Origin of the sequence: Cognatundibacterium jejuense, from assembly GCF_014284255.1 — a bacterium.
GTDB classification, from domain to species: domain Bacteria; phylum Pseudomonadota; class Gammaproteobacteria; order Burkholderiales; family Burkholderiaceae_D; genus Undibacterium; species Undibacterium jejuense.
The window spans coordinates 121,266-136,070 of sequence record NZ_JACOFV010000016.1; the positions used below are offsets into that span (position 1 = coordinate 121,266).

Consider the following 14,805-nt stretch of genomic DNA (forward strand, 5'->3'; position numbering starts at 1 on the left):
AATTGGAGAAAACGACTTACACATTGACTTGGGGCATATCCATGCTCATTTGAATCGGGCGTGGCATCAACGCAAGGCTGAATTGAATTCATCGAACATTCCGTAAAAAATATTTGGAATTTTGTTTGAATTATCGTGCGAAGCAATTTTTAAAAAATTGTCTGCAGAATCAAAAAAAGCGCAAATTTCTTTGCGCTTTTTTTGATTGTACTTCGCGATTACTACTCGTAATCGTTGAGGTATTAATCAAACGTTGGTGTTTCAACGCCGAGGATTTTGTGCAGTTTTGGTGACGTGGTTGTGTACTGCATATGAATTTTCTTTTCAGGGAAAATGTACGGTGCAGCACCAAATGCGGCCAGAGCGGCTTCGTGGAAGCCGGATAAAATCAATTTCTTTTTGCCTGGGTAGGTATTGATATCGCCTACAGCAAAAATACCAGGAACATTGGTTTCAAACTTTTCAGTGTTCATGACTTTTAACTGCTTACGTTCGATTTCCAGACCCCACTCAGCGATAGGGCCGAGTTTTGGTGACAAGCCAAAGAATACGAGCAAGTTATCTAAAGGCATGCGGCGGGTAACGCCATCAGCACCAGTGACTTTGATTTCGCTCAGGATATCATCTTTGGTTTCAATGCCAGTCACTTGACCGATGGTCAATTGCATTTCGTAGTTGTCGCACAGTTCTTTCATTTTGGCGACAGATGCAGGCGCAGCACGGAAGTCATCACGGCGGTGCAGCAGGACAACGGATTCTGCTTTACCAACCAGGTTTAAAGCCCAGTCCAGAGCAGAGTCGCCGCCACCACAGATCACCAGATTTTTGCCGTGGAACTGGCTAGGATCTTTGACACGGTAGAAAACTTGTGAGCCTTCAAACGCTTCAATGCCATCAACCTTCAACGTGCGCGGTTGGAATGAGCCAACGCCTGCAGCAATGAAAATGGTTTTGGTGATAAAGCGTGTGCCAGTGGACGTTTCCAGATCGAAACGACCATCATCGCGGCGTTCAACTAACGTTACTTCCTGACCCAAATGGAAAGTTGGTTCAAATGGTTCAATTTGCTTTAACAAATTGTCTGTCAGTTCCTGGCCTGTGCAGACGGGAACCGCTGGGATGTCGTAAATTGGCTTGTCAGGATATAACTCAACGCATTGACCGCCAACTACTGCCAGCGAATCGATCACATGTGCTTTGATTTCGAGCAAGCCTAATTCGAACACCTGAAACAGGCCGACCGGACCGGCACCGATGATGACGGCATCGGCTTCGATGACGCCGTTTGCCTGAGTAGTTTGTTTATTTTCCATACGACGAGATATTTCCTGATATTACCTAAAATTGATTGGGTAAAACACACCCGCTTGCCATTGTGGCAGTGCCGCAAATTAATGCGGCGCAGAACGATTAGCGTTCCAGGTATTGCAATTTGTCTTTAACGTCTTTCCAATCGTCTGCATCAGCCAGCGGCGCAACAGTTTTGGTGATGGATGGCCATTTGCGCGTCAATTCAGCATTGATCTTGATGAATTGCTGCTGATCGGCAGGTACGTCTTCCTCAGCAAAAATAGCGTTGGCCGGGCATTCTGCGACGCAGACTGCGCAGTCGATACATTCATCCGGATCGATGATCAGGAAATTCGGGCCAGCACGGAAGCAGTCCACAGGGCAGACATCCACGCAATCGGTATAGCGGCAGCGGATGCAGGATTCGGTCACAACGTGGGTCATAACAGTCCAATCTTTAAAATTCGGGGTTTTGGCGCAGCCAGATCGCAGAAAACACATGCTAGGGCTGCAAAGCCTTGTATTTTAAGGCAATTTCACAGTTCTAACAAATCGGGCTTATATAGTTTGCGCATAAGCAAATACATTCCCGCCCTTGGGCGCGCTTTTGTGCATCTACGAGAAGCCGGAAGATCAAGGGTAATTATAGACAGATAAGGCACTGTTTGCATTGATGTGCATCACCAAGTGCATTACGTGAGGATACTTTGCTCACTCTGGGCGAGACACGAAATTTTTTCAAAATATCCCTGAGAGTTAAATAAGTGGGTCGTTAACGTTAAGATGCTAGCAATATGCCAAATACGAACAGACACTTTTTCTTGGATTACTTATGAAACCAGCAATTTTGGTCGCCCGTGCCATATTTCCCGACATACTGACGTATTTGTCTGCTCATTTTGAAGTGGAATCAAATCAAGACGATGTGGTTTTTAGCCCGGAAGAACTGATGCAGCGCCTGAAAGGTAAGGTCGGTGCCTTGACCACGTCCAGCGCACGCATCAGTCGTGAGTTATTGCAGCAATTGCCAGACTTGAAAATGGTCGCCAACATGGCTGTTGGTTACGATAACTTTGATCTGGCGGCGATGACAGAATGTGGTGTGTTGGCAAGCAATACGCCCGATGTCTTAAATGAAACGACTGCAGATTTTGGTTGGGCCTTAATGATGGCGGCGGCGCGTCGCATTACAGAATCAGAACATTGGTTACGCGACGGCCAATGGAATAAGTGGCGCTATGACTATTTCCTTGGTGCAGATTTGCATGGTTCTACCCTGGGAATTATTGGTATGGGCAGAATTGGTCAGGCGATTGCCAGACGCTCAACCGGATTTAATATGAGGGTGATCTATCACAACCGTTCGCGCCTGAGTCCGGAGCAGGAAGCGTATGCCAATAACGCGCAGTACGCGAGCAAAGAAGAAGTTTTGCGTCAGGCAGATCATTTAATGTTAATCCTGCCGTACTCTGCCGCTTCACACCACACAATAGGCGCGGCTGAGTTAGCGATGATGAAGCCAACAGCGACGCTGATTAATCTGGCGCGTGGCGGTATTGTCGATGATGTTGCCTTGATTGCTGCTCTGCGTGATAAGCGTATCGCTGCTGCTGGTTTAGATGTATTTGAAAACGAACCGAAGTTCCATCCGGATTTTTTAAGCCTCAGTAACGTGGTTTTGACGCCGCATATCGCCAGCGCCTCGGAAGCAACCCGCAGGGCGATGGCAAAATGTGCGGCGGATAATCTGATTGCAGGCTTAAGTGGCCAGACTCCGCCCAATTTGTTGAAATTATTTTAAGGAGTTAATCAGGTCGACGTACTGCTGCATCGCGTCTTCCTGCGAGGTACCTTTCAAATTTGCCCACGCGTCAAATTTAGCGCGGCCAACAAAATCCGTCATGCCAGGGCGGTCGCCAGTGGCGTCGCCGGTGCTGCCTTGTTTGAATAAAGCGTAGATCTTCAGCAGCGTCATGTTGTCAGGACGTTCTGGCAGGTTTTTGGATTCTGCTAAGGCGAGGTTGAATTGTTCTTGAATGCTCATCGTGATTTCCGACTGTGTCTGGGTTGAAAAATACCAAGGTTCAAAAAGTAACACGACTCTTGGTTAAATCACCATATTGATGCTAGAGGTTTTCCTCCAGCTTTTGATTGGGGGCAAGTAGGGCGGTTGCAATCCACCAATTTGGCGCAAACCTTATCGTAGCGCGGCTTGCAGCCGCCCTACGAAAGCTAATGAGAGTTTTTGTTTAATGCAACGTCGGCTCAGCACCGCAGCATGCTTTGTACTTTTTGCCGCTACCGCAAGGACAAGGGTCATTGCGTCCTACTTTTGGTGCTTCACGTTTCACGGTGGTCACGCCGGATTTGCGTAAGGGGGCCCAGAAACGGCGTATTGCTGGAATCGACGCTTCGAGTGACAGTGCCAATGCATGGCACTTTTCTGGAGTATCGACAAATTTTAATTCTTCTTCTTCGATTTCTTCTGCGCCCAGCAGATAGATAGGTTGTAACAAAGGACCGATTTCTGCGGATTCCCACGCGGCTTCCCAGGCTTCTTCGCGCAATTGCATGCCTTCCCAGAAGCCCCAGGCCCAGGTTTCGCCATCGATCAATTCTTTGCCGTTTTGTTCCAGCACGCAAAATAGTGGTTCAAATTCTTGTGGTGCCACTTCAAAAGTAATCTGAATTTCATTCATAAAACGCGCGATCAATTGCGTGATGCGCTGCATTTCTTTTTCATTTTTGAATTTTGGTTCAGCGGCATCCGGTAAGCCCCAGACCAATGGCAGCCATTCGCTCATCGGGATCATTTCAGGGCCAAGTGCGATGGCGGTCAGGTAGCCATGCAGGGCATCCATCGTCATTCCATCGTCACCGACACGGTCAGACATCAAAAATTTGTCGAGTTCGTTGAATTCTTTGTCGCTGAGCGGTTCGTCTAAATGCATGGTGTAACCTGAATATGAGTAAGAAAATACCGGAAGTGTAGCGCTTTGTTGATGCGCTGTAACGCGTTTTATCGCATTTTGATGCCGACAGATTCTGATTTTGGGTGCCAATTACCACGTACAATTCTATCTATGAATGAACAAATACTCCCCGAATCTTTTGCAGGCTTATCGCCTGAACTGGTGCTCGATGCCGTTGATAGCTGTGGCATGTACTGTGATGGACGCTTATTGGCGCTCAATAGCTATGAAAACCGTGTTTATCAGGTTGCTCTGGATGATCAGGCGCCGGTGATTGCTAAATTTTATCGGCCGCAACGCTGGTCTGATCCAGCAATTTTGGAAGAACATCAATTTGTACAGGAGCTGGTGGCACAGGAAATACCTGTGGTGCCTGCCTTGGAGGGGGCAAATGGTGAAACTTTGCGGCAATTTCTGGGCTACCGATTTGCCTTGTTTGCCCGTCAAAGCGGTCGCGCACCTGAGATTGGCGATGCCGCGACGCTGGAGTGGTTGGGGCGGTTTATCGGTCGCATTCATGCTGTTGGTGCGATAAAACCTTATCAGCATCGCCCTGCGATTGATATCAATACCTTCGGTGTAGAGCCGCGCAACTGGTTATTGCAGCATGATTTCATACCTCCTGATCTTTTGCAGGCCTACCAAAGCGTCAGTCAGCAAGCTTTGGATGGCGTTGCCCGTTGCTATGACAGGGCAGGTGATGTGGCGCTCATCCGATTGCATGGTGATTGCCACATGGGAAATGTGCTGTGGCTCGATACTGGCGATCAAGCGGGGCCGCATTTTGTTGATTTTGATGATAGTCGCATGGGGCCAGGGATACAGGACTTGTGGATGCTCTTATCTGGCTCGCGTCAGGAAATGCAAAGTCAATTGACGGATATCCTGGTTGGTTATGAAGACTTTTTTGAGTTCGAGCCACGTCAACTGTATTTGGTTGAAGCATTGAGAACTTTGCGTTTATTGCATTATTCGACATGGTTGGCGCAACGCTGGACAGATCCGGCTTTTACCACTGCATTCCCGTGGTTTAATACGCAACGCTATTGGCAAGATCGCATCCTTGAGTTGCGTGAACAAGTAGCATTAATGGATGAACCTCCCTTGTGGCCAGTTTGATTGAACTCTTGAGTTAGTCGCAAAGGCTGTGGCTTTATGCCTCTATCCGTTAAAATACCGGAAATTTTTTGATCTGCTGCAAATAGGAGCCACACCATGACACAGGATGAATTGAAACTAGCCGTTGCCCAGGCGGCCATTGCCTACGTAGTCGAGGGCGAAATTGTCGGTGTTGGCACCGGCTCAACGGCTAATTTTTTCATTGATGAATTAGCGAAGATTAAGCACAAGGTCAAAGCCGCTGTGGCCTCGTCCGAAGCGACCGCAGAACGGCTGCGCGGACATGGTATCACTGTGTTGGATTTGAACGATGTCAGTTCTATGCCTGTGTATATCGACGGCGCGGATGAGATTACACCGCACGGTGCAATGATCAAAGGTGGTGGCGCTGCATTGACCCGCGAAAAAATCGTTGCCTCCGTTGCAGACAAATTTATTTGCATCGCTGATGGTTCTAAATTGGTAGAAATGCTGGGTAAATTCCCATTGCCAGTTGAAGTCATCCCCATGTCGCACGCTGTCGTAGCACGTAAGCTCAATGCGATGGGCGGCGAAGCACGCCTGCGCTTGAAGGATGGCAAGCCTTTGTTGACAGATAATGGCAATATGATCTTGGATGTGCATGGTCTGCAAATCGCTGATCCTGTCGCACTGGAAGCAGAAATCAATAACATCGTCGGCGTAGTCACAGTCGGCTTGTTTGCACGTCACGGTGCGAATGTTTGTTTGTTGGGTACACCTGAAGGTGTTAAGACGCTAACATTCTGAGAAACGGATTAGTTTGAAATGGAGAGTGCTGGCCCGGTGCCTCGCACTCTATTCATATTGTAACAAATGAAAAAAACTCTCACATAAGCGTAAAAAGAAATATTGGTAAATATAATTCATTGATTGTTTTATTTGCTTTTTTACATGAGCTATGTCGACAATCAATGAGCAGCAATACCGGTTAATTTCGCCTGACCAATTTACGTCAGAGCACATCGAATTTCTCAATAATTTCAAACTATCGGTATCTTTACTTTCATCCCAAACTGATATTATTTTGGGAGCAAAGGATATTCATTCAAAGCATTTTATATCAACAGATGCTTACGCAAAACTTGTTGCATTGCCAACAGGCGAGGACGTCGCGAACCGGTATGACGTGGATATGCCATGCGAAGGCACAGTTGAATTTGCTGATTGCTATGTTCGTGAAGATCAGGAGCTATTACAGCAGAGCGATATTAACAAAAAAGTTTCGGTATTAAATATCCATCAATACGGTGACGGCGTCAGGGCACTCGTTTTTGAGAAGTGTCTGCTTAAGCACCATCCGTCTCAGACCATTCTCGGCACTATTTATAGTGCGAGGGAAGTTGATATATCTAATTTCTTCGCTTTTATTCCCAACTCTATTTTTGAGTTTCACCGGGGGTGTAGCATCGAAGCTATATACGGCGTACTGAATCTGAACGATATTAAACTTTCTGAGTATGAGCACGAAGTATGCTTCTTATTGATTTTGAATTGGGATTTCAAACAGATCGCTGATTTTTTCAATAAACATCAACCTCTTTCCAGGAAGAGATCAGGCGACACCATGTATAAATGTAAAAACAGAATATGTGACAAGTTGGGTATTCCCAATGCCAATCTTGCATTGTTGCGTGAGGCGCTCGTTGGTATGGGAGTACATCGGAAAATACCACAGTCATTTTTCAATCGACTTTTAGGTTCGCATTTGATCATTTTGTGATTGATTTTTTTGTACATCTTATTTATTCGGTTTTACGTCTTTTCCCTGAATGTGTCTAAAAAAGGCAGACAAATTTTAAAAAATCAAGTCCAATTTATTGGACTATTTTCGCTTTTTACTACTCCGTAATATTTGCGTCTGATCATTGAAAAACAAGTCAGGATTGATGCAAATCCCGTGCAACGACTGTTGTGCGGCGCATTTCTATTTTCAATGTTCACACTCAATTTGATGCTGAGAATATTTGTGATGGAGATAGTGAATGCAAACATCAATTTTTTTTCCGGGTAGTACACGATTTGCTTCGTGTTTATTGCTGCCAGTGATGGTGCTGGCAGCGACGAATGGTATCGCTCAAGAAGTGATACCGGATTTTTATCGTGAACCCGGAATATCACCCAACAGAAGCTACATTAATCAAAGTTTCAATGAGCATATTGATCCATTCACCGGGTCTCTGCAGCAGCACTATGTCGATTTACATTTGCCAGGAAATGGTGGATTTGATTTAAAACTGATTCGCTCATACAACAGCGCGGCCGTTGATCCGCTTAATCCAGCTGCGTATGAGTCTTTGGCTGGTTTGGGGTGGACTATGCATTTTGGACGGGTTCTTAAAACTAAGGAAACGACAATTTGTGTCAATAAAAACGCACAATCCGTCGCCGATAATCCAGTGCTTGAGTTGGCTGACGGTAGTCGGCAATTATTGGCTTTTACCGGAACAACTTCCCCCTTATTGCTAACTACCCAGCGTTGGCGTGCAGATTGTAGTGGTGCAGGTGTTGGTCTGGTTGTTTTTTCACCGGATGGTACGCAATATGACATGACCCAACTGGTTAACGTAGGGACGGGAGTTAATCCGGTCTATGCGTGGTTCACCACCAAGATTACCGACAAGAATGGCAATTACGCCAATATCAACTACGCCTCAACTGCATCACCTGAAATTACTAGTATTTCAACCAATGATGGTCGCGTAGTTTCACTCTCTTACGCCGACAGTGGCCAAGCTAGTCGTCGCATCGCATCCATCAGTAGTGCCGGGCAAACCTATGCTTACAACTATCAGGCCATCGCGGGTATTAGTGGAAAGTATTTTCTGACTTCCGTTAACCGTCCTGAAGGTACATCCTGGCAGTATAACTACAACGGGAATTTGTATACGTCACCGGGTTCATATGTGATGAGTTCAACGACGCATCCCCAGGGCGGTTCAATTAATTACGGTTACGGATTTGTTTATTTTGATTCACAAGCAAATCCAAATAGTCGCTCAACTGTAGTAACGAACAAGACAACCAGTGAGGGCGGCAACTGGTCATTTTACTACACACCGGGTAGCTACTACACTTACGACACCACGACTGTTACTTCGCCAAGCGGCACGATTACTTATCGACATGTTGGTCCCAATTACTCAAATTCTGGAACAGTCTGGATGGTCGGGCTCTTAATGTCGAAAACCATTGGCAACATTCAGACAGAAACATATACGTGGGATAAACAAAAAATTTCCAGCGAAAATAATTTTCGTCCCGGCGCTTTCGTCCTGAAGGTTGATACTGGCGAATTTAATGCACCAATTTTGACCCAAAAAACAATTAGCAGAGATGGTGCATCGTACTCGACCACTTATGGAGCCTTTGATAGCTATGGTAATCCGGGCAGTATGACCGAATCTGGAGTAAACGGCGGCAATCGGACGACTAATTTCAGTTACTACACCAATGCGTACAAATGGATAGTCAATCAAATTCAGAATGAAATTTCATCCGATAGTGCTGTCAATAGAAGTTTCGATAGCTCCGGTAATATGACATCAATCAGCCGTGATGGAGTGACAACAAGTTTTAGCTACGATAATCAGGGTAATGTTAGTTCAGCAACTTTCCCCGGGGGACGGACGCACAATTATTCGTCCTATAAACGTGGCATTCCACAGTATGAAATTCAAGCTGAGGGTGTTGCTATTGGAAGAATTGTTAGTGATGCCGGGAATATTGCTTCAGAAAATAATGGCGAAGGGCGAACCACTTATTACAGTTATGATGGTTTAAACCGGGTCACTTCCATTGCTTATCCTGCAGGCAGTCAGGTCAGTATTAATTATGGAATTGCTTCAAAAACAGCGACACGTGGTTCTTTGGTCGAAAATACAACCTACAACGGTTTTGGTCAGGTAGTCAGCGTGACACTCGGGGGAATTACACGCAATTATTCAGTCGATGCCATGGGGCGAAAAACATTTGAGTCAGATCCCGGTTATAGCTCAGGCACCAGTTTTCAATACGACATGCTGAACCGTCTTACCCGTGTTAGCAACGCGGACTCTACCGCAAAGACAATTAGCTATGGTGCCGGCACAAAAACTGTGAGTGATGAATTAGGTAAATCGACGACATATAGTTACCGCGGCTACGGCAATCCGGATCAACTATTTTTAATGGGAATAGCAGCTCCCGATTCATCTGCAAACATATCAATATCTAGAAATAGTCATGATTTGGTGACCTCGCTGACGCAAGCTGGTTTAACCCGTAGCTATGGCTATAACAGTAATTACTACCTGACTTTCGTGAGCAATCCTGAAACTGGGACTACTAGCTATGGCAGAGACGCTGCGGGCAATATGACATCTCGCTCGGTCGGCTCTTCTGGCACCACTTACTATTCTTATGATGGGCAAAATCGCCTGGTTACTGTCAATTATCCGGGAGCGACACCGTCAGTCACGAATAGCTACAGCAGAACGCATAAATTATTGAGCGCGAATGCCTCGACAGGAAATCGAAGCTTTGCTTATGACGCGAACGATAATTTAACCAGTGAGTCGTTGCTTGTCGATGGCGTAACTTTTACCGCTTCGTACACCTATAATAATTTGGATCAATTAAGTTCCATTACATATCCACGCTCAGGCTCAACGGTTAATTATTATCCCGATATCCTGGGTCGTCCAACTCAGGTGTCAGGCTACGTCAACAATGTCTATTACTGGCCTTCAGGTCAGATCAAGCAAATTAACTATGCTAATGGAACGGTGAGCAACTATAACCAGAATACGCGTTTGTGGCCTAGCTCATTTAGTACCAGCAAGTCGAGCGGTGCCAACTACATCAATAGTAACTATAGCTATGACGGTGTGGGTAATCTGACGGGGATTAGCGATTCATCCGACGCCAGCTATAACCGAACCCTTAGCTACGACAGCATGAATCGGCTTACGAATATCAGTGGCCCCTGGGGCACGGGAAGGATTGATTATAACGGCGCTGGCAACATTACCAGTCAGGGATTGGGTAGTTCAACGATTTACTACAACTATGACGGTAGCAATCGCCTCAGTGGTATCTCAGGGGCACGCTCGGCGGGTTACGGTTACGACGCCTACGGCGATGTCATCAGCAGTAACGGTGTTACCTACACCTATGATGGTGCACCCAATCTACGCTGCATCAACTGTAGCACGACTGGCAAAATTGAATATAGCTACGACAGCACCAGTCAGCGCTCCATCGTCGCCAAAGCAGGCGTTAAGACGTATGAAATGTACGGCTTAAATGGCAACCAGCTGATCGAATTTACTCCCGGTCTATCCAACAAATTGGTGGAATACATCTATCTGGGCGGCAAGCGCGTCGCACAGAGAGTGACACCTTAATTGACGAAACTGATTCCGGAGAATCCATCATGCATTTATTTAAAAGCGCATTTAAAAAACTTGGCGCACTATTCATTGGTGCTTGTCTCGCTCTCGGTGCCAGTGCTGAGACCATCACTTATTTTCATAACGACCTATCAGGTACGCCCCAACTCGCCACTGATGCCAACGGCAATGTGGTCTGGAAAGAAAACTATCGCCCGTACGGCGAACGTTTAAATAACCAGGCTGCCAGCGCCAATAATAAACTGTGGTTCGCAGGCAAACCCTACGACACCGCCACAGGCTTGTCGTATATGGGGGCAAGATATTACGACCCGGTAATTGGCAGGTTTATGGGTGTTGACCCCAAAGGCGTCGACCCGGAAAATATCTACAGCTTCAACCGCTACGCCTACGCCAACAACAACCCGTACAAATACGTCGACCCCGACGGTCACAGCCCGATTGATGTCGCGTTTCTGGTGTACGACTTAGGCAAGCTAGGTGCGGCGGTATACAATGGCACAGGCGTTGGCGCAGCCGCAGCCGATGTGGCGCTGAGTGCAGTTGGCGTTGTTAGTCCGATTCCTGGTACAGGGCAAGCATTAAAAGCTGCACGTGCTGTTGAGCATGGGGTTGAGGTTGCTCGGGTTGCTAAGGGTATCAACGATGCTAAGGTTGCTGAGGCGGCATATCATTCGAAGGAATTTAATGGTGCGCTCGGTAAGGCGATGGATTGGTTGGAAAAGAAAGGTTTTAAAGCTGAAAGGGAAACGTCTGGGAAATTTGGTAATGCGGGTAAACCTGTTGGGATGCAGACCGCAGATGGTAAAATTGGATACAGAATTGAGTACGATGAACGAAATGGTGCTCATATAAATGTCTGGGCAGGTAAAGAAAAAGGTCCACATTTTACTTTCGATGCCAGCAAAGAAACTGTAGACCGAATTCATCGACTTTTTCAATGAAAGTAGAGGGTTATTTGTGGCGATAGCAGGAAATTATTTTGAAGAGCAGTTGCTAAAAGACTTACACAAGGAAATTATTGATGGCGAGCTGTTGATTGATCCAGAAAGTATTGAATATTTTTCTAGACTAGCTGAGTTCTATCCAGTTTTAGGTTCGAAAATTCAATGGAGTGAAGTTCCAGGGGCTATTGAGTTAAAAGAAGAATCAGCCGATCTTCAGCTATCAGCATTTTCTGCTTTTTTTAAAAAAATGGTCGAAATTCAGAGATTAAATGGGCGAGTTATTTATATTGGAGATAGCGCAGTTAATTTTTCACTTTTGTCGTCAGTTGATGTATTTGTCAAGCATCTAGATGCAATTTTCTCAATTCCTCAACACCATTATTTTATAGCTGAAGATTATTCTTGGTGTCTTGTATTTACTATGGAGGGGGATATGTCCTTTGGTTTGCCGCCATGTTTCTTTCAGGCGCTAAATATCATTTCTCGCAATTCAAAATGAATAACTGATGCAAAATATAAAATGCCCGCAAAAATTCGCGGGCATTTTTTTACCCAAAAACCAAAATCTTATTCTGTCGGCGGGGTGTGCATTTTCTCAGAGTGTTAAAGATGTGGCGAAAGCCTGGAACCCTCTGTTGAAATGTGTATTTGCAAGATGGTGCCGCAGCCGATGTGGCGCTAAGCACAGTAGGTGTTGGATGACATTGATAGCACTGGCGTCTTTCTTATCTTAATGGCTGATGATCCGGAGTTTAATGGTGGTCATGATAGCTGGGTTGAGGACGAATCTACTTTGCTTCGCTATTTTCAAGAGGCTGGCTGGTCAATTGACTGGAAATGCGAATAATAAAACCTGCGTCGGCGGGTTGATTTGACTGATACTCAAATCAATTGCGGCAAAGGAAGGGTTAAACTTAAACTAAATCATATTTTTAGTAATGCCTCTAGCACGTTTCCCAATAAGACGGAAATACAGGTTGCGCCCAACTTGCCACCGATGCCAACGGCAATGTGGTCTGGAAAGAAAACTATCGCCCGTACGGCGAACGTTTAAATAACCAGGCTGCCAGCACCAATAATAAACTGTGGTTCGCAGGCAAACCCTACGACACCGCCACAGGCTTGTCGTATATGGGGGCAAGATATTACGACCCGGTAATTGGCAGGTTTATGGGTGTTGACCCCAAAGGCGTCGACCCGGAAAATATCTACAGCTTCAACCGCTACGCCTACGCCAACAACAACCCGTACAAATACGTCGACCCCGACGGTCACAGCCCGATTGATGTCGCGTTTCTGGTGTACGACTTAGGCAAGTTGGGTGCCGCGGTGTACAATGGCACAGGCGTTGGCGCAGCCGCAGCCGATGTGGCGCTGAGTGCAGTTGGCGTTGTTAGTCCGATTCCTGGTACAGGGCAAGCGTTAAAAACAGCACGTGCTGTGGAGCATGGGGTTGAGGTTGCTCGGGGAGTTAGTCGTGCGGCTGAGGTTGTTTGTGCGGCGAAGAGTGGAGAGGTGCTTACTTCGCGAGCTGCTCGAAAAGAGGCAATGCGAGATGCGGGCATTCCGACAAGTCAACAGCCAATATCTCAGTCACGAAATGCGTCCGGACGGGAGTACTCCTATGACGTTCCTGCAACTGGTGGCGGTACCCAGCGCATGAGCGTTCAGCAGCAGACAATGGATAGAAGTCATCCCGATCAATCTCATTGGGAGGCGGGTCGAGTAAAAACCGATCCGTTAACTGGTGCAATACGAGAGAATAATTATGGGCGCCCAGCGCTTAAAAACGACAAGTCAAAGGTAGACTACTAATGTTCACTCCATCACCATATTTTAGACTCCGCCAGAAACTGCATTTGAAGCAGTATTTGGCGGAACTTAGTGTCCTGACGGGGCATCCGGTTAGCGCTGACGAGTTGGGGAGCATTGAGCAGGCGGCTGCGATGCGTTTGGCCGCCCAAGGGGAGGGTTCACAGTATTCTGTCAGACTTGAAATCAAGTTCGCAGACATAAGTTCGGTAAGATTTAGTAAGTTCCTGCAACGACTGTCGGACGCTAACCCATCAAATATTTATGTGTGGACGCCACGTACTATTGATTGTGGGGCTTTTTTGGTGCCTTCGCTTGACGCGATCAAGTTTGACTTTGACTTCACCATCAATGACGAGGGTATTCTTGCCTTCACAACCAGAGATCTTCGCGATTGCTTGTTATTAGATTTCTCAATTGCAACAACGGGAGGGCAAGTAATGACGGTCGAAACCCGGGGTGCGAACTGGTCGAAAACTGTCTATTAACTTTCATCTTTTGGATTGCATTGAAATGATGATATTACGATCAAGTCATTGGCAGATTTTTGGATGTCGCCCCCGAGGGCCATAGTTCCGTAGATATCGTGTTTCTGGTGTAGGATCAGGCAAGCTGGACGTAGTAGCCTACAAAGGCGTCGGCGTAGGCGAGCCATCACTGTATAGTCCTAAGCGTAGTAAGCCCCATTCCCGGCAAAGGACAAGCACTTAAAATGGATAAAAATTGTTGGCCCTAACTCCCTAGAAGGGCGGCTTGCTGCTCGAAAATGGCTAGAAATACCACAAATGCCACAAATGCCACAAATGCCACAAATGCCACAAATGCCACAAATGCCGGAAGCGACGGATATCGTTCATTCGGCAACAAAACTTCCATGAGGCGATTGACCATGCTTAACAAATTTGTTGATTGGGCAAATCAAGTTGCGAGTAAGTCCATTGGAAAAGATGTTGTAGCTCACGTTAAACCTGCCAATTACCGGGTCGTAATATCGTGCCCCATATCGGTGAAAGCTGGGTTAGTGATAACTTAGAAAAATACGAAGAAGCAATTTTAATAGTGAATTCAACTGTTGTTTCTTTACGTTCAATAATCGGTAGTTGTCAACAAAGATGTCGCGTCAAGTCAGAGCCTGTAAATAAATTTGTGTAAATGTCCACGGTCTATTAACCTCTGAAGAGGAATTTACCGATGGACATTGTAATGGATAGAGAGAAACTTAAAGCGTTGGCAAAAGAGCTTGCCAAGGACATT

General features: G+C 46.2%; 13 protein-coding genes and 1 pseudogene. 10 read left to right on the forward strand and 4 right to left on the reverse strand.

Annotated elements, in window-relative coordinates:
* Positions 1 to 242: 242 nt before the first annotated feature.
* The gene (locus H8K32_RS16415) at positions 243 to 1,313 is read right to left on the reverse strand and encodes an NAD(P)/FAD-dependent oxidoreductase (protein ID WP_186913631.1); all 1,071 of its coding nucleotides are present in this window, start codon (positions 1,311 to 1,313) and stop codon (positions 243 to 245) included.
* 97 nt (positions 1,314 to 1,410) lie between these two features.
* Entirely contained in the window at positions 1,411 to 1,734 is a 324-nt protein-coding gene (gene fdxA, locus H8K32_RS16420; RefSeq protein WP_186913632.1) for a ferredoxin FdxA, read from the reverse strand.
* Positions 1,735 to 2,122: 388 nt separating this feature from the next.
* Between fdxA and H8K32_RS16425 the strand changes: the two genes are divergently transcribed.
* Positions 2,123 to 3,091, forward strand: a complete 969-nt coding sequence (locus tag H8K32_RS16425) for a 2-hydroxyacid dehydrogenase (RefSeq protein WP_186913633.1) — start codon at positions 2,123 to 2,125, stop codon at positions 3,089 to 3,091.
* Here H8K32_RS16425 and H8K32_RS16430 read toward each other — a convergent pair.
* Both H8K32_RS16430 and H8K32_RS16435 read right to left on the reverse strand, forming a co-directional pair.
* Positions 3,083 to 3,334 carry an acyl-CoA-binding protein gene (locus H8K32_RS16430; protein ID WP_186913634.1) on the reverse strand — a complete coding sequence of 84 codons (252 nt, stop codon included), beginning with the start codon at positions 3,332 to 3,334 and terminating at the stop codon, positions 3,083 to 3,085. The two genes, H8K32_RS16425 and H8K32_RS16430, sit on opposite strands and share 9 nt — an antisense overlap.
* Before the next feature lie 205 nt (positions 3,335 to 3,539).
* The gene (locus H8K32_RS16435) at positions 3,540 to 4,241 is read right to left on the reverse strand and encodes a UPF0149 family protein (protein ID WP_186913635.1); all 702 of its coding nucleotides are present in this window, start codon (positions 4,239 to 4,241) and stop codon (positions 3,540 to 3,542) included.
* Positions 4,242 to 4,373: 132 nt separating this feature from the next.
* Between H8K32_RS16435 and H8K32_RS16440 the strand changes: the two genes are divergently transcribed.
* From H8K32_RS16440 to H8K32_RS20750, 9 genes and pseudogenes are all read left to right on the forward strand, one after another.
* A complete protein-coding gene (locus H8K32_RS16440) occupies positions 4,374 to 5,381 on the forward strand; it encodes a serine/threonine protein kinase (protein ID WP_186913636.1) in 1,008 nt (335 codons plus the stop codon).
* 96 nt (positions 5,382 to 5,477) lie between these two features.
* Positions 5,478 to 6,149, forward strand: a complete 672-nt coding sequence (rpiA, locus tag H8K32_RS16445; RefSeq protein WP_186913637.1) for a ribose-5-phosphate isomerase RpiA — start codon at positions 5,478 to 5,480, stop codon at positions 6,147 to 6,149.
* Positions 6,150 to 6,300: 151 nt separating this feature from the next.
* Complete coding sequence (locus tag H8K32_RS16450) at positions 6,301 to 7,122, forward strand: hypothetical protein (protein WP_186913638.1); 822 nt, start codon at positions 6,301 to 6,303, stop codon at positions 7,120 to 7,122.
* Between the two features lie 262 nt (positions 7,123 to 7,384).
* On the forward strand, positions 7,385 to 10,786 hold the full coding sequence (locus H8K32_RS20180) for an RHS repeat domain-containing protein (protein ID WP_222613155.1): 3,402 nt from the start codon (positions 7,385 to 7,387) through the stop codon (positions 10,784 to 10,786).
* Positions 10,787 to 10,815: 29 nt separating this feature from the next.
* Positions 10,816 to 11,736, forward strand: coding sequence for an RHS repeat-associated core domain-containing protein (locus tag H8K32_RS20185; RefSeq protein ID WP_222613156.1), 921 nt, complete (start codon positions 10,816 to 10,818; stop codon positions 11,734 to 11,736).
* A 16-nt stretch (positions 11,737 to 11,752) separates the two neighbouring features.
* Positions 11,753 to 12,238, forward strand: coding sequence for a hypothetical protein (locus H8K32_RS16465; protein ID WP_186913639.1), 486 nt, complete (start codon positions 11,753 to 11,755; stop codon positions 12,236 to 12,238).
* A 512-nt stretch (positions 12,239 to 12,750) separates the two neighbouring features.
* Entirely contained in the window at positions 12,751 to 13,554 is an 804-nt protein-coding gene (locus H8K32_RS20460) for an RHS repeat-associated core domain-containing protein (protein ID WP_186913640.1), read from the forward strand.
* The gene (locus H8K32_RS16475) at positions 13,554 to 14,039 is read left to right on the forward strand and encodes a hypothetical protein (RefSeq protein WP_186913641.1); all 486 of its coding nucleotides are present in this window, start codon (positions 13,554 to 13,556) and stop codon (positions 14,037 to 14,039) included. Before H8K32_RS20460 ends, H8K32_RS16475 begins: the two co-directional genes overlap by 1 nt.
* Before the next feature lie 222 nt (positions 14,040 to 14,261).
* A pseudogene (locus H8K32_RS20750) lies at positions 14,262 to 14,429 on the forward strand (hypothetical protein); the annotation flags it as partial.
* Between the last annotated feature and the right edge of the window lie 376 nt (positions 14,430 to 14,805).

Bases quoted from the DNA above. Each gene is read 5' to 3' on its own strand.
- H8K32_RS16415 (WP_186913631.1), bottom strand. From the start codon at position 1,313: ATGGAAAATAAACAAACTACTCAGGCAAACGGCGTCATCGAAGCCGAT.
- fdxA (WP_186913632.1), bottom strand. From the start codon at position 1,734: ATGACCCACGTTGTGACCGAATCCTGCATCCGCTGCCGCTATACCGAT.
- H8K32_RS16425 (WP_186913633.1), top strand. From the start codon at position 2,123: ATGAAACCAGCAATTTTGGTCGCCCGTGCCATATTTCCCGACATACTG.
- H8K32_RS16430 (WP_186913634.1), bottom strand. From the start codon at position 3,334: ATGAGCATTCAAGAACAATTCAACCTCGCCTTAGCAGAATCCAAAAAC.
- H8K32_RS16435 (WP_186913635.1), bottom strand. From the start codon at position 4,241: ATGCATTTAGACGAACCGCTCAGCGACAAAGAATTCAACGAACTCGAC.
- H8K32_RS16440 (WP_186913636.1), top strand. From the start codon at position 4,374: ATGAATGAACAAATACTCCCCGAATCTTTTGCAGGCTTATCGCCTGAA.
- rpiA (WP_186913637.1), top strand. From the start codon at position 5,478: ATGACACAGGATGAATTGAAACTAGCCGTTGCCCAGGCGGCCATTGCC.
- H8K32_RS16450 (WP_186913638.1), top strand. From the start codon at position 6,301: ATGTCGACAATCAATGAGCAGCAATACCGGTTAATTTCGCCTGACCAA.
- H8K32_RS20180 (WP_222613155.1), top strand. From the start codon at position 7,385: ATGCAAACATCAATTTTTTTTCCGGGTAGTACACGATTTGCTTCGTGT.
- H8K32_RS20185 (WP_222613156.1), top strand. From the start codon at position 10,816: ATGCATTTATTTAAAAGCGCATTTAAAAAACTTGGCGCACTATTCATT.
- H8K32_RS16475 (WP_186913641.1), top strand. From the start codon at position 13,554: ATGTTCACTCCATCACCATATTTTAGACTCCGCCAGAAACTGCATTTG.